Below are 22,116 nucleotides of genomic sequence, written 5' to 3' on the forward strand. Positions count from 1 at the left end.
GAGCGCACGGGGCTGGCTGCCGCTCCGATGCATGAGGTTTCTCGGAATCCTTCGCGGCGGTTCCAAGATCGGAGGCAGAAGACTTGCCTTCAATGTCGACGATGTTTTACGTACATCGGGTCCGAGTATCGGAATCCGGCATGCAGACTGGCCGCCGCGCAGATGTGGTGCCCCAGCCATCTAACCTCGAGCAGCGCCCGTATCGAATGTTCGCGCACCTCCGAGCGCCGCGCTCCTTCAACGGAGGGGAGCGTTCGCGTGCCGCCGTGCAGCGGCCGCCACCCAGAAATCGGTCATCGTCGACTTGAACACGCCGCAGCCGTCATACCCCTCGGCCAGCGCAACAGCACGGTCCACTCCGCGGACCAGGAGCACGGCGTTGTTCCGGCCGATGGTCGGGCAGCGCCCGGGACCCGAAGTGTCCTGGAAGCCGCCCTTGACCAGTGAGACGCCCAGGCCGAGGAGCGGCTCCCGGTCGGGCTCCAGCTGCTCGAGGATGACACGGTCAGCGATGGTGACGACACAGGCGTCGGCCCGGTCAGAAACGTCGATGAGGATATCGACCTGGCCGAGCGCGTCCGCATGCTTGCCCAGCTCGGTGGGTTCTGCCGGCCTAATGGGTCCCGTCGCTGCGGTCGAGATTGCGTGGCGAACAGTGCCTGTGCGGAGGGTGGCGGTCATGGTGTTCCTTTGAATCGGAGGGGTGAGGACGATGTGCCTCTTACGGCACATGCGCGGCCTCGTTATCCCCCGGAGCGGTCGTGGCGGCAGTAGTTCCAGGACAATTCGCCAGCGGGTCCACTGGATCGAGGGCGTTGTCCACCAGCAAGAGCCCGTAGCCGATCGGTTTCTGACGTCGGTTGGCTGCCAGACAGCTCGGCCTCCGAGCTATTCGGTGCACCGCGCATGCATCTGGCATGCCATACACATTTCTGCTTACAGAGCGACGCCTTGACGGCGCATTCGAAGAAGTCGAGTACACGTTCCAGTCACTCCCGGATTTCCTGACTTTCTGGAGACCTGAGTTCGCAAGGATCGAATCCATCACGGAGGCTCCCGAGCCGGCACCGGCAGAACCCGCCGAGCCGGGTCGCCGCTACAGCGACCCCGATGTCGCGCTGCATTCCTTGCGAATGGTGGCCAACGACGTAGTCGCTCTGCTCGCAACACGCTTCACCTTGGACGGCAAGATCACCGAGCCGGCGGTGGAGCTCAACCGCTCCATCACAGAGATCGTCGAGATCCGCAATCGGGTCGGTGATGCAGCTGTCGCTGGCATGGATGCGTGCGATCAGCTGGCCGAAGAACTGCGCGAACGGCGTGCAACTCTGAAATGTGCGCGTGAGGGCTTGCGATGAGTCACCGTAGCCGTCTGCCCCTGCCAACAGTTACGTGCCAAGTCCGCGAACGTGCCGCGCATGCAGTAGTCGCGGCAACTGCTCCGTCGAACGAGGACCGCTGCCGCCGGCTCGGAGCACGTTTTTTTGATGACAACGCGTCGGAGAACGAAAACTACCGCGCATGCACTCACCAGCGGCTTCAACCTTGAAGCCGGCTTCCACTCCAAACAGAATCAGAAAGGCTCATCATGAGCAGCACTCCCCTTACGAAATATCCGACTCAGGCCGAAAGGCGGAGGGAGGTCATCGACGGGTGGGCGGCCCCGCTGGGCCACGTGGCCGGCTTGGACCCCACCTCCGCATTCATCATCGCCTGCGACGCACTCATCCGAGCAGAACTCTCCAACGGGCCGCAGTTCGCCGCAGACGAGGCCGCCGGAATGCTCGTCATGCACCAGGGCTGCATGGCCGAACCTTTCGGGTTCGGGACCCTCCTGGCAGATGCCATGGAGGACGACCCCGACCTTTACGAGCCCACCCCAGAGCTGATGACAAAGCTCCGCAGCCTCACGCTCACCCAGGACTGGGGACTGCGGATGCTCCTCGAAGTCCACGAAGGGCTCCAGCGCGAGGAAGGGGGCAGGAGGGCGCCGTACGTGGTCACCCTCAAGGAAATCGGCTTTCCCGTCATCTAGACCCAGGACATCCCCGTGCGGCTCAGTACCTTCCAGAAGCGAGAGAGTACCGCGCATGCACTCCACAGCGGCAGTTACCAGCCGTGAAATCCGCACCATTCACGCAAGAAAAAACGTTCGCGACCGTCGCGACCACCCAAAGGAATAGACCATGAACATCAACGATTCTGACTACACCGCAGACGACCTCATCGATAACTGGGGCAACTCCGACCGCGAGAGGGAAGGCGTGCGCGCATTGCGCCATTACTCGGCGGAAATCGAAGCCATCTGGAGGCACGCGCCGGCCCCGAACCCTCCCCCGACAGGCCCCAGCTCGACAGCACCATCGATACTGGTTACAACCCGTCCGAATCGATGTACGCGGCAATGGTCCAGCTCCTCCTCGAAGACGCGGGTATCCCAACTGCCAAGCACTCTGTCGTGCTCAACCGCGGTCTGCTCAGCCAGTACCGCGACGCCGCGATTGAACCCAACATCGTCGTCCAGCACATCCTGAGCCGCTGACCGCGACGAGGAGGACATCATCATGCCGAAACTCATCCGAATCGAATCGGGCTCCGAGACTGAACTCCAGAACGCCATCGACAACATTGAGGGTCGCGCAACCCAGCGCACCGTCAGTGCCTACGACGTCATTCGGCACGTCGAAGCGGTAGAACATCGTCTCGACGTCCTCGGAGTACCGAACAGGGCACGCGCAGGAATCACCACCGTAGTCAACGGCAGCGCGATGTTGCCCCGGGCTTACGGTTACAGCGCTCACGCCACATTCGTCACAATTCGACGGAACGGTGCCGGCTGGCGCTTCGTCAAAGCAAAACGCACGTGGAACCGAGCCCTCTCCCGGGAACTCATCGACCTTCCATTCACCGTGGCAAAGCTGGGGTCCTGGGCGGTCACCAGCGCGTGGTCAGCCGAGAACCTAACGACAGCCGCATAACGGCAGGATTCCAACTTCAAAGGGCGTCGGGCTATCTGCCTCTGTGAGAGTACGTTCGCGCAAGCAGATAGCCCGTATGGGAGTCGCCATACGCCGCGAGACAGAACCGAAAAGCCTTTCCTCGCTCCGTCGTAAACTGAATCCATGGATGCCATGCGCGACAATATGACGCTCGTCGTCGCAGATATCGGGGAGGCCCTCACTGAAATCCCGGACGCTTCGCTGGCCGGCGCGATCCTCGACCCGCCCTACGGCCTTGGACTGACCGGAGTTGCCTGGGACCGAAGCGCGATCGCGTTCGACGTGGATTTTTGGCGTCTGCTCCGGTCCAAGATCATGCCCGGCGGCACGATAGGAATTTTCGGACATTCGAGAACTTTTGCCCGCGTTAGTGTTTCAGTTGAGGAAAGCGGACTTCAGGTAGTTGACACGCTCGCCTGGGCGAAGGGCTTCGGCCACGCTACCGCCAATCGGCACATTGACTCCGAACTGCGGCGCCTCGCAGCCCCCGATGAGCTTTCCGAGAAATACGCGGGCTGGGAAACGCAGCTGCGACCTGCGTTCGAACCGATCGTGATCGCCAGAAACCTTGCCCCTAGGCAGTCCTTGATCGAAGCGATCGCGGCAGGGAACGCCGGCGGCTACAACGTGTCGTCCTCCCTGATAGCGGCAGATGCTTCGGAGAATCGCAGCCGCAGGAACGGCGCAGTCGACGGCGGCGCAAACCGCCAAATTAAACGAGTTCTCGGTTCGATGTCTGTGCCGACGGCCGGCGGACGCCGGCCCGGAAACTTACTTCTAGAGCACGACGAAGACTGCGATGAGACCTGCTGCACGCCCGGGTGCCAAGTACAACTGATAGACGCCCAAGGGCGGACAAAATATGCTCCTGGCAAGGAGAAAGCCAGCCGCTTCTTCACTCAAATCAAATACTCGCCACGAGCGCACGTCTCAGAATCACCGCGCCCAGCCGGCGTTCGTGGGCACCCCACTGTCAAGCCAATGAACCTCGTGAATTGGCTTTGTGGCCTAATCGTCATGCCGGGCGAAACCTACTTGGATGGCTTCGCTGGATCCGGAGCCATCTCCGAGGGCATCATCCGAGCCGGCGGTCACTCTTTGGCGATCGAACGCGAACCGGAATACGCCGAACTGATCAAACACCGATTCGCCGCGCTGGACGTCGCCGAACAAGAAGGCTTCCTGGGTATGTGACTGCTCGTCACTGAGCCGACCGTCCCTATTCACCGAAGCCTGTTCCACGAGATCCTCGGCATGACCGCGGGGATGGCTCGCAGCCCACTCAACAGCGAACCTCTGACGATCGTCCGGATCGCCCCCCGAGCAGACCGAACCCGGTGACCGTAGTTTCGGAAAACGGTCTAGGTCTCGGCGATGGCCAACCGCTGGTATTCGGTCGGATCGTCATAATCTTGAGCGTGGGCGTACAGCCGTCGGCGCAATGAGGCCCGAATCGGGAGGCGACCCGGGCGCATCGGTGAACCTTCCCGCGATCCGAGGGCGCTGGGACTCGTCGAAGGGTCTAATGGGCGTGCGCCTCTCGTCTGAGGATCGAACCCAAGGCCGCCCTAGGCAGTTGGGTCGACCCGTGTTACTTGGTTGTTTCCCGGTTCAGGAACACGAATTCGACGCGGCCGTTGTCTCCGACCAGTCGCTCTTTGACCGCTTGGGCGAACGCCTTGCCAGCTTTCGCCTTCGCCTCGTCTGGTATCCAGCGACCGTCGGCGGCACAACGGGCATCGAGGAGAGCACAGAGCGCCTCCGTGCTGACCGCATAGGCGGCCACGGCCTCAGCGTGCTCCGCGCGGATCCGCTTGATGAACGCCTTTTCGATGGACTTGAACTCACCGGCATACGCGCGCTTGTTCACTGCGACCGCACTGTCGACGATCGGCTTGTAGTCGAGCATGCCCGAGACGTGTCCGGCCGGGATCGTGGTTTCACAGATATCTTGGTAGGTCTCGCCGTCCGGGTTGATGACCTGAACAACAATTCGCTGCCCACTGTCCGCCTCAACACTCACCTCGAAGCCGTCGGCGCTTGCGCGCGCTGCGTACAGTTCAGCGGACAGACACCACCGGTCGGAAAGGGCGTTGAACGTCGGGTTTGAGCCCCAGTCCGACGGCTCAGACCCATGCTGGTCGACATACGCCTGCCGGATCACGCGGATCTCGTCGACGTTAATCTGGCCGCCGGCTTCGGCGAGAGCCGCGACGAGGCGGGCTTCCTTCGCGGCGTGCAGGGTGACAAGCCTGCTGTCTGGCGCTGACCCCACCTTGGTCGTACATTTGCCGGCGTCTCGCGGTTTGAGGGATTCGTTGAAGTTGTTCATGATGTGAAGTGCTCGTTTCTGGGCAGGGCCCGGCGGTCTGAAGTTCTGCGGTTGCAGGCTGAGGTTGAAGACCCGGACGAAGTGCCCGTCGGCGCTGCCATCATCGACTCGGGAGTTGTCTAGGTTAAATCCCGCGTCGGCAGCCGCAGAGGCGACCGCGAAGTCGAGCGAATCGGAGTAGTCGCGCCCGTTCACAAGGCCGTCCGGGCCACGCCCTCGTCCTTCCGGGCCGAACTCATCAGCAGGCCAGTCACCTGGCAGTTCGATGTAGCCGAGGTCGTCATTGCCGCGGAAGACGCGGATGTACAGGTCGCCGACCGGGGCTGTACCGATGACCTCCGAAAAGCCGTATTCGTCCTCTTCCGTGAAGGAGACAAGCTCACAGGAAACTTGGGTACTCACCGTGCCGCCGTTGGCAAGTTTCTCGGTGAGCCACGCACGGTCATCGTCGTCCAGCGACATCAGGTCGCTGAGCGTGTGGGCGGTGGCCTGGGGCGCGCTCACGGCGACATCTGGCGCCGGGTCATCTTTCGTGGTGAACCGGCCGGTGTCACGCGGGTGGAGGGATTCGTTGAAGGTCATTGGACGTACTCTCTGTTTGGGTGGTGCGGATATGAATACTGATTCCGCCGCCCGTAACATGCGCGGCGTGTTTCAAACTGGCGACGCGTGCACGAAAGACTGGAGTTTAGGGTCCCGAGCGCCGGCCACTTCCACGTCCATCACCCCCGATGAGCTGCCCGGCGTCGGCGACCTGGCCGGCGTTGGGGTCCGCGAGGCGCGTGATGGTCATGACCGGAGACATGTGGCGAGGTGGCTCTTGCTCCCAGCCGGTCTGACCCTGCCACCAATTGCCCCCAAGCTGGGGGTCCAACGATTTCGTGGCGAAGCTCCTCCGAGACCTACGCTCAAATCATGCGTATGACCACAAATCGAAGTGCCGTCGCCATCCTCGTGGTCACTGCCTCCCTCCTTCTCTCCGCTTGTTCGACGAGCACGCCACCGCCGGCAGCACCGGCAACCTCGTCGGATGCGGCAGTCCTTGATGCTTCGAGCCTGCTGCAGTCTGATGGCGCTGGCTCTGACCAGCTGGCCGAGTATGCGACGGTCTTAGCGAAGCTCGGCACGTCCTGCGCGGAGGGTCCCACCGTCAGCTTCTCGGTGGACGCGACGGCGAAAGCTGCGAGCATGAGCCGTTTGCAGCTGATGCAGACGGTGGCTGCAGCGCTCGGTTCCTCCGCCAACGTCGACTGCACGAGTGCGGTGCTCGCAGCGGCTTCTGGGGCCCCGATCGTCACGAGCTCCGATGCGGGAACCGCTGTCAGCTACCTGCTGGGCGACGAGTCGACGACTCGACTGCCGGCACCCGACTGTTCTCTTGCGGTCGGGGCGTGGACGGCGTCCACGGGTGCGATGGTCGTGAACGTGACTGACGTTCGCGGGCCGACGAGTCTGCACGTCGCGGTAACGAAGAAATCTGGGGCCGTTGTGGTGCAGGACGGTCTGATCCTCGGCGGACAAAGCGCTCACGACTTCAAATTCTCGGACGTGGACCCGAGCGCCGTGACGAATGTGTTGGTCACCGCGACGTCCAACGATGACAGCGTAGGAGGTTCGTGCGTGGCCACGGGTAGCCCAACAGCGTAAACTTGCGGTGCCGGACTTCGGCGCCGAATGTGTTTGCGAGGGCGCGAACCGGAAGATTCTGAAACCGGTCCCGAAGTACGCAATATCAATCTGCGTCGACCCGTTTGCACGCACAGGCGACGCCCCCAGCATCCTCGTCATCCTAGACAGCGACGGGGACAATCAATCGCGCGCCCGATGCCCCAGCCCGAGCCTCTACCTTTTCCGCAGAGTACTGCAACCAACTGCGTGGAGTCGCGCTACCGAAGAGCGCTATGCGCCACGAGCAGTTGGAGGTGGAAGGTGTTTCTGCGCGGCTGCGAAAGAACTCAACATCAGTGCTGGATCAGGCCCCCAGCCTGCAAACGTCTGGCGTCAAGCGGGTTCATCATCAGTTGGAGTCGTCCGGGGTCGATTTTGACGGAACCTGGAGCATAGCCTCGGAAAGTCATGACCGGGTGCGCTAGCTTCCACTGGCCCAGCGGCTGACTTATGAGTGCTGGGTCCCTCTTTCGCCTCTCCCAGAGAGTTTCCATTGCACCCATTGTTGCGGCGGATGCAGCGTTAAGTGATCCGACGATCCCGTCCAGAGTGGTTTGAATGTCTTCAGTGAGATGGTAGCCAGAGAGCCTCTCACTCGTCTGCCGGATTCCCTGCAGATTGGAAAGGCCAGGGTTTGCTACAGGGAGACGGTGCACCGTGTGCTTTGTCCGTTCCCTACCGATGGATATCAATTCGTTGCGATGCTCGCGATGGACTGACATGTTGCGCATTCCGAGGGTCCAATCAGTCCAGCCCGTGGGTCCACTCTGCACGAGGGCAGATCCGAAGGCTTGCACTGTCTTCAGCTGTTCCGCCCTGCCGACGTCATTGTTGAGGAGAAGGGACTTGAACAGGATCCGAAGCTTCGGGCTCGTTGGACTTGCATTGATCTCATCAATGGGCTGAAACAGGCCAAAGTCAGCCCGATGGATGTTGACATTCAGTCCGGAGATTCCAATGACAGCGCCGGCAAGGCAATCCAGCACAGATCCCATCGATATATACAAACTCCGCTCATACACGTCTAGTCGAAGCTCCCGCTCGTCGTATTTTGAGTTGGAAACGTTGGGGAAGGGGGTGCCCTCATTGCGCATCCTCATGCTTATGTCGCCGTCCTGTTGGTATCTGGTCTCCCGATAGTTCTGGAGACCGACCCCAACGGCCTGAAGATTTGCGCCCACTGCCTGTATCAATCCAACAATGTAGTCCGCAGTCTCGGCAGCGTCCGCTGTCCCGGCAGCGTCCCCTTCGACCTGCCCTGAGCCCATGAAACCGGTGGGGCCAGCCTCGTCCATAATCATTCGCGTCGAAAGTTGACCTGACGCGAAGATCCCCTCTTTAACGAGCGATATATCCAACATGGGCCAAATCTACGCGTCAGCCGTACGCAATACGCGCAATTTGTCGCCTGGTAGAGATCGAGAAGACCGCCGGACTCGCCGGCCACGAACCTAACGAAGACAATATCGGCCGGTGCCGTCGCCGCCTCACCGGGGAGATCACACTCAAAGAAGCCCAAGCCGAGATCGATGAGAAATACCGCCAGAACCCCGCCACGGATGGCTGATCTGCCGGCGTCTTATGAGCGTGGCTGCCATGCTGGGACTCCGCGAAGGCGGGCGATGAACTCGACCCAGCGGACGCGGCGACGGAGACGCGCGGCGTCCGGGTACCGCTTGTTGCTCTCACCCTCATAGTGTGAGCGAAACGCCCAGCCGGGGCTGATGGAGCACATTGTGCAGTTGGCGAGGCTCGGCGAGGTATCAGCGCCGACGAGCAGGCTCCGGCAGTTCTCGCAGTAGGCCGGTTCGACATCCTCGGCGGTGAGCGGCCTGACCCCATCGACCCACCAGCGCCAATCGGTGGCGTTGTAGGCGGACTTTTTGACAGCCGCCAAACTGTTGTGCTGCCACGAACGGATCCGGCCGAGCCGGCGCTCGATGCGTCGGCGGAGCGCGACCCGGCGGGGGTCCGCTCCGTCGTCACCCTCGAACCAGTCCGGCTGAATCGCGCAGCGCCAGCAGGGCAGGCGCAGCGGACGGCGGCTGCCGCACACGTCACAATATCCGGGCAGTCGCTGGATGGAGACGACCGTCGACGTCTTATGCCAGATGTTACCGTACAGATAAGAGCCGTCGCTCACTTCGAGTGAGACGCGAACACCAACCTCTACGCGACCGAGCCGACGTAGCCGAGCCCACCGGTTATCGTAAGCGGCATCGAAAGACCCAGACGCGGGCGTCCGACGCCAGTAGAGGCTTGGCTCAGTCTTAAACTCGTGGACCGTGCCACTCAACGTGGTCACTCGCCAGTGGCCGGGTCCATCCATCAGCTCGTGCATCTTGGGTTTCATGCGAACTACATGCGCGGGACAGTTCGGAGATTGACGACCCCGCGCATGAGTTCAATATGCCCCTTCCAATGCCCAGCACTTTCGACCTCGACCTCAGCCTCGAGTTGGTCCTCTGGGAGGAGCCCGAACCGCTGAAATACAGATGGAAGAATTCGTCAGGCGACGGGTGGTCGCCAATGATCTCTTGGATATTTCTAGAAAGTCTGGTCTCAATGGTGGGCACCGGGACCGGCTGGAATTTTCTGATCGTGGAGAGGATTCGCGAACCGGGCCAGCCATACCCGAGCTGGTTCGCGCAATGCCTCGGCTCAAGCCGGGCGATCGCCGTAGAGCTCGGCTGGCATCCGGAAGCAGGAATCGAAAACCTGTGGCGGATCGGTCTGGCGACCGGCGGCGCGTGGCCTCTTGTGAATGTTCACTCAGACCCGACACTTCAGCTCATGGTGCAGCCGCGGCAGGCGCTCTCGCCGCCGAGCTTGGCCCTGACAGTGATGGTGGATTGGCTAGCCGACGGTGAGCTCGCGGACATTTTCGTACCGCAGCGTGTGCGGTACTGACGGGTGCCGCGCATGTAGGCTGCATGAGCGAAAAGATGCATCAAACTTTCTGGGCCTGCGGCGAAGCCACCGACGGAGAGCTGCGGCTGAGTGTGACGACCGGCGGGCTGCTGGCGTCCTTCATTGAAGGATACGGAGAGATCGGTCGTGCGGAAACTATCGTAGAGGGCGGTTCTTGGGCCGACCTCTTGCGTCAGAATCGCTTTGCTTATGCCTGTGAAGTCGCCACCGAGTACCAAGCTCGGGCTTTGGCGAAAGGTTCGTCGAGCGGGACCTGGTCGCAGTGGGCCGAATCCGCGTCCGCTCTGGAAAGGCTCTACGCACCTCGATGCGTAGTCCCTTCAGCGGAACCATGGCCAGGTGGCAGTGTGAAGCTGGTCCTCGTGCACCCGATCCTGAAGTCGCTTGATTGGGAGCCACCTGCGCCGAGCCGATCACTGATCGTTATTGACCCTCGGACGGAAGTCGATCTGCTCAAGGGCATGAAGAAAGTCGGTGCTCTCAGTTCGACGGGTCGGCTCGATGCAAAATCCCGGTATTTGCATCCGCTCGGAATGTGAGTCGGTTTCGACGTCGGATGACACCGAGTTATGGGACGCCATTTCGTTAGCGTTGCTAAATTGTTCTTTACCGCGCATGCGTATAGCGAATCGAGGTTGTCACCTCGGTCGCCGAACTGAAAGACACGCCATGCCAAATGCCACTCCAACCGTCACCGTTTACGCTCCGCTCTGGGACGCTACCGACGTTGCGACCTACGCGAAGATTAGCGTCGGTACTGTACGCAACTGGGTCGTCGCCGGTCGCATGCCCAAGCCCCTCCACATCGGCCGGACCACTCGCTGGCCGGCTGATGCCATCGTCGCGTTCTTCGGAGCTATGTAATGGCCGGCAGACCGGTTCTCGAGCTCGGCGCCTACGGCAACATCAGCGCCAAGCAGGTCTCAGAGGGCGCATGGAGGGCCGTAGCTTGGCAGCGACACCCAACGACCGGGGAGCGCAGGCAAGTGCGGGCATCCTCCAATACGGAAGCCAAAGCGAAGGCTGCCCTCAAGAGCAAGATGGACGCTCGAGTCAAGACTCCCACGAGCATCGGTACCCCTGCGCTGAGCCGGATGTCAACGGTTGCCCAGCTCATCGAGCTGTATATCGCGGAACTGGACGACACCGATTTGGCATCCGCAACCGTCACTCGGTACACGCGCACCGCCCGTTTCCAGATTCTGCCGGCTATCGGCCAACGCCGCCTTCACGAGCTAACACAGGGCACGTTTGCCAAGCTCATTCTTGACGAGCACAAGAAGTCCCCCTCCGAAGCAAAACTCATCCGGGCGGTGTCCGGCAACCTAATGACTTTGGCGCTTCGTCACGATGCCGTGGCCTCTAACACCGCGGTCAATGCAGCGGGACACCTCCCCAAAGTAGAAAAAGCCGACCCTGAGACGCTCACGCCCGATACTGCCGAGCAGATGTTCGACCTCCTGATTGCTGCTAAAGACCGGTCGCGTCCAGGCCCGAATTCCCGCAAAGGCAGCACCGACTTAATCGACGTCCTGTCTCTGCAGCTTGCTCTCGGTGCCCGAGTGTCTGAGGTTGCCGCCATTCAAGTGCAGGACATCGACTGGACGGCAGAGCCTCCCGTCATCACGATTCACCAGGCCGTGTCCATCCAGGGCCCGCGAGGTAGGAAGCTCGGGGCCCGTAAGTATGAGATTCCCGGCTTCTATTTTGTGCAGCCTTACACAAAGGCGAAAGATGTCCGCCGTGTCGTCCTGGATGACTTCGCCATCGAGATTCTGCGCCGTCGGGTTGATACACCAGGTACCGGCGGGCTCATCTTCTATGCCGCCACAGGTGCACCTCTCAACCTCGCCAATCTGCGTCGTTCGATGCGAGCGGCCCTTGCGGGTTCCGAGGTCGAGTTCGCGAGCACCCACTCCATGCGGCGCTCGATTGCATCGGAAGTTGGCCACCACCCAGAGTTTGGGCCGGAAGCCGCACAGAAGCTCCTCGGGCATGGCCAGCTAAGTACAACCATTCGCAGCTACATAAGCCGGGACGTTTCGGTGAGTGATGTGCGCAAGGTGAGCGCGAAATTCGGTCGAAGAGTTTTGTGAGCGCCATCGTAGGAACGTGAGCCCTGCGGGCGCGGATGTCGCCAGCTTTATTTGTGTGGACTTAGCCCCAGGTCTCCACGCGACAGGTCCATACTTAACCACAAAAGCCTCTGACAACGCTGGTTGTCAGAGGCTTTTCTATTTGTGTGGACCTAGCACAAGTCCACAGTTACTCCACACTTATTCAGGTGACAATAGCTGACTCCAAGTGATCCCAAATGACATGGAACCCAGTAAAACAGCCGGTCAATCTGGCTTTTTGGTGCACCCCCCGGGACTTGAACCCGGAACCCACTGATTAAGAGTCAGTTGCTCTGCCAATTGAGCTAGAGGTGCGTATTTGTTTCTCCGGGACGACCCGAAGCGACTCTAGAGAATAACACCGGAAACGTCCCCGGCGCCAATCGAGGCCGCGCACCGGTGAGTCGCGCGGAAATTACTATCCTTGGGAGTGTGACCGACGCGACAATTCCTCCCCGAAACAGTACCTCCGACGAGGCCTCGACCTACAGCCTCGACGATGACCTGGCCCTCGCCATCGAACTCGCCGATGCCGCGGATGCCATCTCCCGCGACCGCTTCAGCGCGATGGACCTCGTCGTCACGACCAAGCCGGACCGCACCCCCGTGACGGACGCCGACCAGGCCGTCGAACGAGCCATCCGTGCCCTCCTCGCGGAACGACGTCCGAACGACGGCATTCTCGGCGAGGAATACGGCACCGCCGGCTCGACCGTGCGCCAGTGGATCATCGACCCGATCGACGGCACCGCCGGTTTCCTGCGCGGCGTGCAGATCTGGGGAACTCTGATCTCCCTCGCTGTCGACGGTATCCCCGTCGTCGGAGTGGTGAGCTCCCCCGCCCTCGGCAAGCGCTGGTGGGCGCGAGCCGGCGCCGGCGCCTGGTCCAGCGACGAGCGCACCCCCGACGCAGCCCCGCGCCGGCTCCAGGTCTCCGGCGTACCGACCCTCGCCGACGCCTCCCTGAGCTACAACAGCATCCAGCAGTGGGACCAGACCGGCCACCTCGACGAGCTTGTCGCCCTCTCCCGGTCGGTGTGGCGCACTCGGGCATACGGCGACATGTGGTCGTACATGCTCCTGGCCGAAGGCGTGCTCGATATCGTGGCCGAATTCGACCTCAAGCCATACGACATGGCCGCGCTCGCCCCGATCGTCCAGGAGGCCGGCGGCACCTTCACCTCGGCCGACGGGCTCGAGGGACCCTGGCACGGCAGCTCCCTCGCCACCAACGGACTGCTGCACGCCGCGACCCTCGAGGTCCTCCGTGCGTCCGCGGCCGGCACCGCCGGCACGGCCCGTCACGGCTGATGCCACCCTCGCGCCCCGGGCCGGTCCGGGTTGCCCCCCTCTCTGCGCGGCGCGCCGTCATCGCGCGAGCCGCGGCCACAGCAGCACTCGCCCTCGGCCTGTCGCTTACGGTGAGCGGATGCGCATCCGTCGCCCGTCTCGCCCCCTCGGCCAGTGACGGGGCCGCCTCGCTTGCCGCATCAGCCACGGCCGTGCCGATCGAGGTGTCAAAGGTCGTAGTCGGGGACTGCCTCGACAACGTCGGGGACGCCGAAGTGGCATCCGCTGTCACCGTCACGCTGGTGCCGTGCGCCGAAGTGCACGCCTTCGAGGTCTACGCGGGCTTCGACCTGCCGATGGAGTCGTATCCCGGCGAAGACGCTGTCGTCGCGGCGGCCGAAGACGGCTGCGGAACCCGGTTCGAGGCCTTCACCGGCAGCGCCTATGACGGCTCCCAGCTCGATTACAACTACTTCGTTCCGCCGGAGGACGGCTGGACGATCTCCGGCAGCCACCTGGTCTCGTGCCTGATCGACGACCCCGCCGGCCCCGTGACCGGAACCCTCGCCCAGGCCCGCCGTTGATGCCCTGACATCACGAGGTCAGGCGTCACGGTCCCACTGCGTGCCGTCGAGGTCGCCCCGCAGCGTCCCGGTCGCCGCGTCGACGGCAGCGCCGACGGTGTCGGCGAATCGTTCGGGCGGGAACCGTTTGCCGAGGCCGTATCGACGCAGGACGTCTTTCACGGGACCCTTCATCTCCGCGAAAACGAGGGTGGCGCCGCGCTTCTGCAGGAACTCATCCAGTTCGAGCAGTTCGTCGACGGCGGTGGTGTCGATATCGGTGATGGGTTCCGCGGCCAGGATCACGGTGCGCACGTCGGCGCCGGCCGCGCTGACGGTCGCCCGGACGTAGTCGTCGAAGATCCCACCATTGGCGAAGAAGAGCGGCGCGTCGAAACGCACGATGACGATTCCGGGCAGGCGCTCGCCTTCCGGGTGCCGTGACAGGTCGTGGTAGCCCCGGAGGCCATGAATGCGACCCAGCTCCGCACGATACGGCCGCCAGGCGTGGCCGACGAATTCGCCGAGCGACAAGACGACCGCGACGATGATCCCTTCGATCACGCCGACGACGAGCACGCCGAAGAAAGCAGCGACGGACAAGAAGGCATCGGTCCTGCTCATCCGCACGAGGGCGACGAATCCCGTGATGTCGACGAGCCCCGCCGCCGCAACCATCACGACGGCCGCGATCGTGGCGGATGGCAGGAAGTCCGTGAGGCCGGGTGCGAGCAGCATGAACAGAACGAGGAGGACAGCCCCGGCCACTCCGGCGAGTTGAGAGCGCGCCCCGGCGCTCTCAGCGGCGGCAGTACGCGACGACGACGCCGAGATGGGGAACCCGCCGAACAGGCCGGCGAGCAGATTCGAAGCGCCGACCGCCACCATCTCCTGGCTGCCGTCGACGTTGTCCCCGCGGCGCGCGGCGAAGGTGCGGGAGAGCACCGCGGTGTCCGCGAAGGCGATGAGCGCCATCCCGAGCGCGGGAAGGACCAGGCCGACGACATCTGCCCCCTGCAGGCCGGCGAGGGCGGGTGCCGGAAGGCCGGCGGGGAGAGCGCCGACGACGGGGAGGCCGTCGTGGAGGCCGAGGGCGAACGTCAGCACCATCGAGGCCACGACCGCGACGAGGATCCCAGGGATCCGGCTCTTCGTCCAGACCAGGACGACGATGACACCCAGTGAGCCGATCCCGAACAGCATCGCGGTCGGGTTCACCTGGCCGCCGACGATGCCGGTGACGATGGCGATCGCATCTCGCAGCGGCGATGCCGACGAGAGAGAGAATCCGAGGAGCGGCGGGATCTGCGACAGAATGACGATCACCGCGAGTGCGTTGAGGTAGCCGACCCGGAGCGGCTTGGAAAGCAGGTCGGTCACGAACCCCAGGCGCAGCAATCCGCCCAGGATGAGTACCGCGCCGACCATGATTCCCAGGAGTCCGGCGAGGGCAACGGCACGGGCGCTGTCCCCGGCGGCGAGCGGCAGGATGGCCGCGGCGATGATCGGCGCGAGAGCCGAGTCGGGAGCGAGCACCAGGATCCGGGACGGCCCGACGACGGCGTAGACGAGAAGAGGAACGATCGTGGCGAACAGGCCGGACTCGGGCGGAAGGCCGGCGACCTCGGCATAGCCGATGCCGACCGGGATGAGCAGGGCGGTCAGGATCGCCCCTGCGCGCAGATCGGGCAGCAGCCAGATGCGCCGATAGCCCAGCGCTGTAGCGACGCCTGGCGCCCATTTCCGCAGTCCGGTGTCGGCCATGAGACTCCTCGTCCGAGGTCATCTTGCCCCGAAAGCGCGCGGCGGACTACCGAGCCGTGCGACGGGTGAAGACCAGATGGACGACTCCGGACGGAGAAGGGGTCGCCTCGATGTCAAAGCGTTGCTCGAGCCCTTCGAGTCCGTCCCACAGTCGTTCGCCCCGGCCCAGGACGATCGGTACGAGGACGATATGCATGTGATCAATCAGGTCGGCCTCGAGGAACTGTCGAACCGTGCTGACGCCGCCACCGACCCGGACGTCGCGGTCGCCGGCCAGGGCGCGAGCCTGTTCGAGCGCCGAGACGGGGTCGGAATCAACGAAATGGAAGGTTGTTCCGCCGTCCATCACGAGCATCGGCCGGGGATGGTGCGTCAGCACGACCACGGGGGTGTGGAACACCGGGTTGTCGCCCCACCATCCCTTCCACTCTTCGTCCTCCCAGGGACCACGCACCGGGCCGAACTTGTTGCGGCCCATGATCTCCACGCCGATCCCGGGACCCCAGGCGCTGGCGAACGCATCGTCGACGCCGAAGGATGCCGCAGACTCCCCGTGAAGGCCCATCTCGCGGAAGGTGCGTGTCGCGATCGCCCATTCCAGGAGCCGGGAGCCTGCGTGTCCGAAGGGAGCGTCGAGTTCCTGGCCTTCTCCGGTGCCGAAGCCGTCGAGGGAGACCGAGAAGTTGTGCACGCGGACGAGGGACATGTCATCTCCTGGAGTCGTGGTCGTAGGGAATCACACTATGGTGATTCGACCCACGGGCTCAAGGGGTCACGAGCTCACGACCGACGGTCCGAGACTCGAGGACTCAAGGGCGTGTGACAGGAACCGATGGTGGAGATGGGGGGAATTGAACCCCCGTCCACTGCTGTGGTCATATGCCTTCTACGGGTGTATCCAGTGAAGTCGTTCTACTCGGCTCCGGAATTTGCCACTGTCAGCTAATCCGACGAGCCCAGCCCTCGTTTAAGTCCCCCTACACCCCGCGGCTCAGAGTAGGAGCAATCTCTCTAAATGACGTCAGGGTCCGGGTAGAGAGCATTCCCGGCCTGACGGACTCTCTAGTTGCTTTACTTAGGCCGCGAGGGCGTAAGCAGAAGCAGAGTCAGTGCGGTTTGTTTTGGCACTTATTGTTTTGCAGGGAGCGTTAACGAGTTAACCCTGCATCCTCGACCCGCTTCTCACAATTGCGCAGGCAATGTCGAAACCGATCATCCCCATGAGCACTCGTCGCCATTGTTCGGCGCCACCGACGTGCGGCGGAATGAGTGGGTCCTGTCACACGCTGTTGAGTTGTCAATACTGCACTCGTTCTTTTCGAACTGATCGTGCAGCCCTTCAGTCTACAACACTTCTGCCGGAATGCGGGGCGACGGCCAGCAGGACGCGCTCGGCCTCGGAGTCGCCGGGAACGATCACATCGATGCGCGCAGCACCAGACCGGACCGTGACGATACTCGCCTCGGCGTAACGCGGATGCCGCTGCACGGTGACCGACTCCAACCGCGCCAAGAACACGATCAGCCGGGAGCTCGACAATTCGGACCGATCGGCCAGACCGAACCAGTCGCGACGGGACAGCACTTGAACCTCCGCGTCGGTCCCGCAGACGATGGCGCCGTGCAGCACAGTCGGACGGAACAGGTTCAACACCCGCGCCATGAAGCCGCCGGTCGCCCGAACCCGCTCACGCGGATGCGCGGCGTAGAGGTGGAGTTCCGGCTCGCGATCCCGCAGATTCGTCCAGTCCGCCATCAGGTCCGCGTCGGTTGCCCGGAATACGGCAGAGTTGAGGACGGCATTGGGCCGCCGGTCGATGGCGGGGCCGACCGGGAAAGTCAGCATCGAAGCAGCGGCCGTTGCGGCGTCGTGTGAGCCGAACGTCACTCCCAAGCCCAGCGACATGTCACGGAGCATGTCGACGAATCCGCTGACGACCTCGCGCGAGGAGCCGTTGTAGCCGACCTGGAGCACGCTGCCGTCCCGGGAGTACACCCGAAGGCGCCCGTCGGTGAGGTCGACGCTGTCCTCGATGGCAACGACGGCGTCGTAGGGCAGAGTCGAGCCGGCGTATGCCGAACCTGTCCTGCTCAGCACAGTGAGGGCGTCGCTCCCCGCGATGATCAGGTGGTCATAGAGGTCCATGGTCGGATCCGCGTCCCTGCGCGGGATGTTCCGCGGCACCTTGAGCACGAGGCGCTCCGACGTGGGATCGCACCCGAAGTCGCGAAAGAGCCGCGGGACCTCATCCAGTGTCCGCACCGCGTCCACCCAGGGGCCGAAGGCGTTGTATTCCGCGTCGGCTGTACTCATTGCCTTCATCGTAACGCCCCGCATCCGCCGCATCGACGCGTGCGGATGCCGTCGCCCGCTCGTCCGACGGGCGGGCGATTCAACCGGGTGTCAGTCGCCGAGGTGCTTGCGCGCGGACATCGCGCGGTCGGACTCGCGCTTGTCCTGGCGCTCACGGAGCGTCTGGCGCTTGTCGTATTCCTTCTTGCCCTTGGCGACGGCGATCTCGACCTTGGCCTTGCCGTTGCTGAAGTAGATCCGCAGGGGAACGAGCGTGTAGCCGCCCTCCTTGGTCTTGTGGCTGATCTTGATGATCTCCTGCTTGTGCAGCAGCAGTTTGCGTTTGCGCCGCGGCGGGTGGTTCGTCCAGGTACCGGCCATGTATTCCTGGATGTGCACGGCGTCGAGCCAGGCTTCGCCGCCCTCGATGAAGGCATAGCCGTCGACGAGCGAGGCGCGGCCGGCGCGCAGGGATTTCACCTCGGTCCCGGTGAGCACCATTCCGGCCTCGTACGTCTCCTCGATGAGGTAGTCGTGGCGTGCCTTGCGATTGGTCGAGACGACCTTTTCGCCGATTTCCCTGGGCACGGGTTACTCCTCAACGTCGGTGGGTGGGCAGACCGGTACCGGCCAGCCCACCAGTCTAGCTCTCGGCCTCGAGCCGTTCGGACGAACGGCTAGACCTTCAGGTAGCGGGTGATGGCGAAGTTGGCGGAGAAGGCCGCGAGTACCGCGCCGACCACCAGCAGGATCGGCACGACGAGGAGCGCATCCTGCATGCCCACAAGCGAGAAGCCTGTCAGCCGGGAACCGAGGAAGCCCTGGACGAACCATTGCACGAGGGCAAGGACCGCACCACCTGCCAGAAGCGATCCCAGCAGCGCCGCAAAGACGCCCTCGAGGATGAACGGCGTCTGGATGAACCGGTTCGATGCACCGACGAGTCTCATGATGCCGAGCTCACGCCGCCTCGAGAAGGCCGACAGCCGGATGGTGGTGGCGATCAGCAACGCTGCAGCCACGAGCATGAGCGAGGCGATACCGATCGCCGTGTAGCTCGCCGCATTGAGCACGGAGAAGATCTGGTCGAGGTACTTGCGCTGGTCAGCGACGTTCTCGACCCCGGCCACGCCGGACAGGCTCTCCACGAGCACATCCGATTGGGACGGGTCCTTGAGGTTCACCCAGAAGGTCTGGTTCAGTTGCTCCGGAGTCACATAGTCGGCGACCGGGTTGCCTGCGAACTGCTTCTTGAAGTTCTCGAAGGCCTGTTCATGCGTCTCGAAATAGTACTTGTCCACGAACGGCGAGAGCGTCGGCGACTCGAGCTGGGCCTTGACGGCGTCGATCTGACCCTGGCTCGCCTCTCCCCCGGTGCAGGTCTCCCCCGGTGAGATCGCGGTGCACATGTAGATTCCGACCTGGGCGCGGTCGTACCAGAAGTTCTTCATCTGGCCGATCTGCATCTGCATCAGGATCGCAGCGCCGACGAAGGTCAGCGAGATGAAGGTCACGAGCACGACAGAGACAACCATCGAGGCATTGCGACGCAGGCCGTTGGCGGCTTCGGAGAGCACCAGTCCGAGTCTCATCGGGTGGGTCCCACATTCTGTTCGCCGGTCTGGTCTGGTTTTTCGCCGGGAGCACGAAGCCCCAGCCTCTCGGCCAGGGTGAGCTGGTCGAGAACGTCGTCCTGGGTAGGTGCCATCGGACGCGACATGTACTTCGGTTGCTCGGCAGCACCCGCATCTGACGGGGAATCGTCTGCACCGGTCCCGGTTGGCGTCGTCGCGGCATCCGCCTGCTGCTCGCGGCCGGGCAGGAAGATCGCCGAGGTCAGCGGGAGGGGCATGCCGGAATCTGAGGCAATAGCCATGGCCTGCTCGCCGAACGGCTGCGGAATGGCGGCGGGCGGCGTGGCCGGGGCCGCAGCGTCTGCGCCCGTCTCGGCGAGGGCGCCCGCACGAGCCGGGGCGTCGGGGACGATGACGACCGGCGTGATGGGTGCAGCAGGAACGGGAACGGCCGCTGGCACGAGCGGCGCGGGCACGGGTGCGGAGGGGTGGGTGAGGGCAGGAGTGGCCGGGGCCATCGGGTTCGCCTGGTTTGCCTGGTTCGCCGGGGCGAACACCGACGGCAGTGCGCTCGGCGCAAGTGCTGACACGGTGTGCTGCGGGTCGATGGCCGGCTTCCGGTGCAGGCCAGCTCCGAGCGGAATGATCGGGATGCCTGCGGTCGCGTAACCACCCTGGCGTTCGTCGCGCACGATCTTGCCGCCGGAGAGCTCGATGACCCGGCGCTGCATCTGGTCGACGATGCCGGCCTCGTGCGTGGCCATGACCACGGTCGTGCCGCCCGCGTTGATGCGCTCGAGCAGGGCCATGATGCCCGCGCTCGTGGTGGGGTCGAGGTTTCCGGTCGGCTCGTCGGCGAGAAGCACCTGGGGCTTGTTGACGATGGCTCGCGCGATCGCGACCCGCTGCTGCTCACCGCCGGAGAGTTCGTGGGGCAGCCGGAGCGCCTTCTCGGCGAGTCCGACCATCTTGAGCGTGTCAGGAACGGCCTCCTGGATGAAGCCGCGCGACTTGCCGATCACCTGCAGGCTGAAGGCGACGTTCTCGAACACGCTCTTGTTCGGCAACAGCCGGAAGTCCTGGAAGACGACTCCGAGGTTGCGCCGGAAGTACGGGACTTTGCGGTTCGAGATCGACCGCAGGTCCTGTCCGAGCACGTGGATGCGCCCGCTCGTGGGTTTGTCCTCCTTGAGGATCAGCCGCAGGCAGGTTGACTTACCCGAACCGGATGCACCGACGAGGAAGACGAACTCGCCGCGCAGAACCTCGACGTTGATGTCGTCGAGGGCCGGTCGGGTCGTTCCCGGATATTTCTTAGTGATGCTGTCAAAACGGATCATGGCCCCTTGAGCCTAGGCAGGCATCCTGTGTTTTGCCAGTTCGACATACCGGCAAGCTTTTCCTCACAGGCAGGAACCGCCGAATTGGGCTCAATCCTGCGGTGCCTGCTTCCGCCAGCGGATGCCGGCGGCGATGAAACCGTCGAGGTCGCCGTCGAAGACCTGGGTGGGATTGTTGACCTCATAGTTGGTGCGGAGGTCCTTGACCATTTGGTACGGGGCGAGCACGTAGCTGCGCATCTGGTCGCCCCAGCTCGCCGTGATGACGCCGGCGAATTCCTTCTTGGTCGCGGCTTCCTGCTCGCGCTGGATCAGCAACAGCCGGGACTGCAGCACCCGCATGGCGGCCGCGCGGTTCTGGATCTGGCTCTTCTCGTTCTGGCAGCTCACCACCGTGCCGGTCGGGAGGTGGGTGATCCGGACGGCGGAGTCCGTCGTGTTGACGGACTGGCCGCCGGGTCCGCTCGACCGGAACACGTCCACGCGGATGTCGGTGTCCGGGATCTCGATCGACTCGGTCTGCTCGATGAGCGGCACGACCTCGACGGCGGCGAAAGAGGTCTGGCGCTTGCCCGCGGAGTTGAACGGGCTCATCCGCACGAGCCGGTGGGTGCCGGCCTCGACGCTCAGCGTGCCGAAGGCATACGGCGAATCGATCTGCAGGGTCGCGGACTTGATGCCGGCCTCTTCCGCGTATCCGACGTCCAGCACCGTCACCGGGTAGTCGTGCTGTTCGGCCCAGCGCAGGTACATCCGCATCAGCATCTCGGCGAAGTCGGCTGCGTCGACGCCACCGGCGCCCGAGCGGATGGTCATCACGGCGGGTCGTTCGTCGAATTCGCCGTTGAGAAGGGTGTGCACTTCGAGTTCGCCGAGTACCTTCTGCAGGCTCGCGAGCTCTGCGGTGGCTTCCTCGGCCGACTCCTCGTCGCCCTCGCCGTCGTTGGCCATCTCCACGAGGACTTCGAGGTCGTCGAGCCGGGACTCGATGCTCTCGATGCGCGCGAGCTCCGACTGGCGGTGGCTGAGGTCGCTCGTGACCTTCTGGGCGTGCTCCGAGTCGTCCCACAGGTCGGGGGCGCCGGCCTGGTCGTTCAGGTCGGCGATGTCGGTGCGCAGTTGATCGATGTCGATCACGGCCCGAATGTCGCCGAAGGTGGCCCGCAATGCGGCGATCTGCTCCGAAATGTCCAGCTCAATCATTTGTTGCCCAGCCTACCCGGCGTCGCAGGTCGCGGGCTGGTG

Annotated in this window: 22 protein-coding genes, 1 tRNA gene and 1 other RNA gene; 11 read left to right on the forward strand and 13 right to left on the reverse strand. The window is 63.5% G+C overall.

Going from position 1 to position 22,116, the window contains the following annotated elements:
* Window positions 1-237: 237 nt before the first annotated feature.
* Window positions 238-681: a hypothetical protein gene (locus tag RHM57_RS10810; protein WP_322137475.1), complete on the reverse strand. Its 444-nt coding sequence runs from the start codon at window positions 679-681 to the stop codon at window positions 238-240.
* A 236-nt stretch (window positions 682-917) separates the two neighbouring features.
* On the opposite strand from RHM57_RS10810, the gene RHM57_RS10815 reads away from it, so the two are divergent.
* The 5 genes from RHM57_RS10815 to RHM57_RS10835 all read left to right on the forward strand — a co-directional run bounded on the left by RHM57_RS10815 (window position 918) and on the right by RHM57_RS10835 (window position 4,193).
* The gene (locus RHM57_RS10815) at window positions 918-1,358 is read left to right on the forward strand and encodes a hypothetical protein (protein ID WP_322137476.1); all 441 of its coding nucleotides are present in this window, start codon (window positions 918-920) and stop codon (window positions 1,356-1,358) included.
* 230 nt (window positions 1,359-1,588) lie between these two features.
* Window positions 1,589-2,035: a hypothetical protein gene (locus RHM57_RS10820; protein WP_322137477.1), complete on the forward strand. Its 447-nt coding sequence runs from the start codon at window positions 1,589-1,591 to the stop codon at window positions 2,033-2,035.
* A 369-nt stretch (window positions 2,036-2,404) separates the two neighbouring features.
* Entirely contained in the window at window positions 2,405-2,542 is a 138-nt protein-coding gene (locus tag RHM57_RS10825) for a hypothetical protein (protein WP_322137478.1), read from the forward strand.
* A 22-nt stretch (window positions 2,543-2,564) separates the two neighbouring features.
* A complete protein-coding gene (locus RHM57_RS10830) occupies window positions 2,565-2,978 on the forward strand; it encodes a hypothetical protein (RefSeq protein WP_322137479.1) in 414 nt (137 codons plus the stop codon).
* Window positions 2,979-3,122: 144 nt separating this feature from the next.
* Window positions 3,123-4,193 carry a DNA methyltransferase gene (locus RHM57_RS10835; RefSeq protein WP_322188020.1) on the forward strand — a complete coding sequence of 357 codons (1,071 nt, stop codon included), beginning with the start codon at window positions 3,123-3,125 and terminating at the stop codon, window positions 4,191-4,193.
* Between the two features lie 397 nt (window positions 4,194-4,590).
* Here the strand turns inward: RHM57_RS10835 and RHM57_RS10840 are convergent, their stop codons facing one another.
* Window positions 4,591-5,913: a hypothetical protein gene (locus RHM57_RS10840; RefSeq protein WP_322137481.1), complete on the reverse strand. Its 1,323-nt coding sequence runs from the start codon at window positions 5,911-5,913 to the stop codon at window positions 4,591-4,593.
* 339 nt (window positions 5,914-6,252) lie between these two features.
* Here RHM57_RS10840 and RHM57_RS10845 point away from each other — a divergent pair, with 339 nt between their 5' ends.
* Window positions 6,253-6,978: a hypothetical protein gene (locus tag RHM57_RS10845; RefSeq protein ID WP_322137482.1), complete on the forward strand. Its 726-nt coding sequence runs from the start codon at window positions 6,253-6,255 to the stop codon at window positions 6,976-6,978.
* 314 nt (window positions 6,979-7,292) lie between these two features.
* On the opposite strand, the gene RHM57_RS10850 is transcribed toward RHM57_RS10845, so the two are convergent.
* Window positions 7,293-8,360: a hypothetical protein gene (locus tag RHM57_RS10850; RefSeq protein WP_322137483.1), complete on the reverse strand. Its 1,068-nt coding sequence runs from the start codon at window positions 8,358-8,360 to the stop codon at window positions 7,293-7,295.
* Window positions 8,361-8,578: 218 nt separating this feature from the next.
* Window positions 8,579-9,142, reverse strand: a complete 564-nt coding sequence (locus RHM57_RS10855; RefSeq protein ID WP_322188022.1) for a hypothetical protein — start codon at window positions 9,140-9,142, stop codon at window positions 8,579-8,581.
* A gap of 278 nt (window positions 9,143-9,420) precedes the next feature.
* Between RHM57_RS10855 and RHM57_RS10860 the strand changes: the two genes are divergently transcribed.
* From RHM57_RS10860 to RHM57_RS10870, 3 genes are all read left to right on the forward strand, one after another.
* Window positions 9,421-9,909 carry a hypothetical protein gene (locus RHM57_RS10860; RefSeq protein ID WP_322135496.1) on the forward strand — a complete coding sequence of 163 codons (489 nt, stop codon included), beginning with the start codon at window positions 9,421-9,423 and terminating at the stop codon, window positions 9,907-9,909.
* Window positions 9,910-9,932: 23 nt separating this feature from the next.
* Complete coding sequence (locus RHM57_RS10865) at window positions 9,933-10,469, forward strand: hypothetical protein (RefSeq protein WP_322135495.1); 537 nt, start codon at window positions 9,933-9,935, stop codon at window positions 10,467-10,469.
* A gap of 555 nt (window positions 10,470-11,024) precedes the next feature.
* Window positions 11,025-12,026, forward strand: a complete 1,002-nt coding sequence (locus tag RHM57_RS10870; protein ID WP_322188024.1) for a tyrosine-type recombinase/integrase — start codon at window positions 11,025-11,027, stop codon at window positions 12,024-12,026.
* 260 nt (window positions 12,027-12,286) lie between these two features.
* Here the strand turns inward: RHM57_RS10870 and RHM57_RS10875 are convergent.
* A tRNA-Lys gene (locus tag RHM57_RS10875) sits at window positions 12,287-12,362 on the reverse strand.
* 117 nt (window positions 12,363-12,479) lie between these two features.
* Between RHM57_RS10875 and RHM57_RS10880 the strand changes: the two genes are divergently transcribed.
* Both RHM57_RS10880 and RHM57_RS10885 read left to right on the forward strand, forming a co-directional pair.
* Window positions 12,480-13,358 carry an inositol monophosphatase family protein gene (locus RHM57_RS10880; RefSeq protein WP_322188026.1) on the forward strand — a complete coding sequence of 293 codons (879 nt, stop codon included), beginning with the start codon at window positions 12,480-12,482 and terminating at the stop codon, window positions 13,356-13,358.
* A complete protein-coding gene (locus tag RHM57_RS10885) occupies window positions 13,358-13,921 on the forward strand; it encodes a septum formation family protein (RefSeq protein WP_322188028.1) in 564 nt (187 codons plus the stop codon). Before RHM57_RS10880 ends, RHM57_RS10885 begins: the two co-directional genes overlap by 1 nt.
* Before the next feature lie 18 nt (window positions 13,922-13,939).
* Here the strand turns inward: RHM57_RS10885 and RHM57_RS10890 are convergent, their stop codons facing one another.
* The 8 genes from RHM57_RS10890 to prfB form a co-directional block, all read right to left on the reverse strand.
* A complete protein-coding gene (locus RHM57_RS10890; RefSeq protein ID WP_134559432.1) occupies window positions 13,940-15,664 on the reverse strand; it encodes a SulP family inorganic anion transporter in 1,725 nt (574 codons plus the stop codon).
* A gap of 46 nt (window positions 15,665-15,710) precedes the next feature.
* On the reverse strand, window positions 15,711-16,370 hold the full coding sequence (locus tag RHM57_RS10895; RefSeq protein WP_134559434.1) for a dihydrofolate reductase family protein: 660 nt from the start codon (window positions 16,368-16,370) through the stop codon (window positions 15,711-15,713).
* Between the two features lie 127 nt (window positions 16,371-16,497).
* Window positions 16,498-16,884: a transfer-messenger RNA gene (ssrA, locus tag RHM57_RS10900) on the reverse strand.
* A 119-nt stretch (window positions 16,885-17,003) separates the two neighbouring features.
* Entirely contained in the window at window positions 17,004-17,978 is a 975-nt protein-coding gene (locus RHM57_RS10905) for a hypothetical protein (protein ID WP_134447305.1), read from the reverse strand.
* Window positions 17,979-18,068: 90 nt separating this feature from the next.
* Window positions 18,069-18,545, reverse strand: coding sequence for an SsrA-binding protein SmpB (smpB, locus tag RHM57_RS10910; protein WP_134447303.1), 477 nt, complete (start codon window positions 18,543-18,545; stop codon window positions 18,069-18,071).
* Window positions 18,546-18,634: 89 nt separating this feature from the next.
* Window positions 18,635-19,549, reverse strand: a complete 915-nt coding sequence (gene ftsX / locus RHM57_RS10915) for a permease-like cell division protein FtsX (RefSeq protein ID WP_134447301.1) — start codon at window positions 19,547-19,549, stop codon at window positions 18,635-18,637.
* Window positions 19,546-20,871 carry a cell division ATP-binding protein FtsE gene (gene ftsE, locus RHM57_RS10920; RefSeq protein ID WP_134447299.1) on the reverse strand — a complete coding sequence of 442 codons (1,326 nt, stop codon included), beginning with the start codon at window positions 20,869-20,871 and terminating at the stop codon, window positions 19,546-19,548. The genes ftsX and ftsE overlap by 4 nt, the downstream gene beginning before the upstream one ends.
* Before the next feature lie 90 nt (window positions 20,872-20,961).
* On the reverse strand, window positions 20,962-22,074 hold the full coding sequence (gene prfB / locus RHM57_RS10925) for a peptide chain release factor 2 (protein WP_134447297.1): 1,113 nt from the start codon (window positions 22,072-22,074) through the stop codon (window positions 20,962-20,964).
* Window positions 22,075-22,116: the final 42 nt, after the last annotated feature.

Origin of the sequence: Cryobacterium sp. 10S3, assembly GCF_034344045.1 — a bacterium.
GTDB classification, from domain to species: Bacteria; Actinomycetota; Actinomycetes; order Actinomycetales; family Microbacteriaceae; genus Cryobacterium; species Cryobacterium glucosi.

What these genes read in the sequence shown, in the direction of transcription:
- RHM57_RS10890 (WP_134559432.1), bottom strand. Translation starts at nt 15,664, where the DNA reads ATGGCCGACACCGGACTGCGGAAATGGGCGCCAGGCGTCGCTACAGCG.
- RHM57_RS10835 (WP_322188020.1), top strand. Translation starts at nt 3,123, where the DNA reads ATGGATGCCATGCGCGACAATATGACGCTCGTCGTCGCAGATATCGGG.
- ftsE (WP_134447299.1), bottom strand. Translation starts at nt 20,871, where the DNA reads ATGATCCGTTTTGACAGCATCACTAAGAAATATCCGGGAACGACCCGA.
- RHM57_RS10810 (WP_322137475.1), bottom strand. Translation starts at nt 681, where the DNA reads ATGACCGCCACCCTCCGCACAGGCACTGTTCGCCACGCAATCTCGACC.
- RHM57_RS10815 (WP_322137476.1), top strand. Translation starts at nt 918, where the DNA reads ATGCCATACACATTTCTGCTTACAGAGCGACGCCTTGACGGCGCATTC.
- RHM57_RS10820 (WP_322137477.1), top strand. Translation starts at nt 1,589, where the DNA reads ATGAGCAGCACTCCCCTTACGAAATATCCGACTCAGGCCGAAAGGCGG.
- RHM57_RS10860 (WP_322135496.1), top strand. Translation starts at nt 9,421, where the DNA reads ATGCCCAGCACTTTCGACCTCGACCTCAGCCTCGAGTTGGTCCTCTGG.
- RHM57_RS10870 (WP_322188024.1), top strand. Translation starts at nt 11,025, where the DNA reads ATGTCAACGGTTGCCCAGCTCATCGAGCTGTATATCGCGGAACTGGAC.
- RHM57_RS10865 (WP_322135495.1), top strand. Translation starts at nt 9,933, where the DNA reads ATGAGCGAAAAGATGCATCAAACTTTCTGGGCCTGCGGCGAAGCCACC.
- RHM57_RS10850 (WP_322137483.1), bottom strand. Translation starts at nt 8,360, where the DNA reads ATGTTGGATATATCGCTCGTTAAAGAGGGGATCTTCGCGTCAGGTCAA.
- RHM57_RS10895 (WP_134559434.1), bottom strand. Translation starts at nt 16,370, where the DNA reads ATGTCCCTCGTCCGCGTGCACAACTTCTCGGTCTCCCTCGACGGCTTC.
- RHM57_RS10830 (WP_322137479.1), top strand. Translation starts at nt 2,565, where the DNA reads ATGCCGAAACTCATCCGAATCGAATCGGGCTCCGAGACTGAACTCCAG.
- RHM57_RS10885 (WP_322188028.1), top strand. Translation starts at nt 13,358, where the DNA reads ATGCCACCCTCGCGCCCCGGGCCGGTCCGGGTTGCCCCCCTCTCTGCG.
- RHM57_RS10845 (WP_322137482.1), top strand. Translation starts at nt 6,253, where the DNA reads ATGACCACAAATCGAAGTGCCGTCGCCATCCTCGTGGTCACTGCCTCC.
- RHM57_RS10840 (WP_322137481.1), bottom strand. Translation starts at nt 5,913, where the DNA reads ATGACCTTCAACGAATCCCTCCACCCGCGTGACACCGGCCGGTTCACC.
- RHM57_RS10825 (WP_322137478.1), top strand. Translation starts at nt 2,405, where the DNA reads ATGGTCCAGCTCCTCCTCGAAGACGCGGGTATCCCAACTGCCAAGCAC.
- prfB (WP_134447297.1), bottom strand. Translation starts at nt 22,074, where the DNA reads ATGATTGAGCTGGACATTTCGGAGCAGATCGCCGCATTGCGGGCCACC.
- ftsX (WP_134447301.1), bottom strand. Translation starts at nt 19,549, where the DNA reads ATGAGACTCGGACTGGTGCTCTCCGAAGCCGCCAACGGCCTGCGTCGC.
- RHM57_RS10905 (WP_134447305.1), bottom strand. Translation starts at nt 17,978, where the DNA reads ATGAGTACAGCCGACGCGGAATACAACGCCTTCGGCCCCTGGGTGGAC.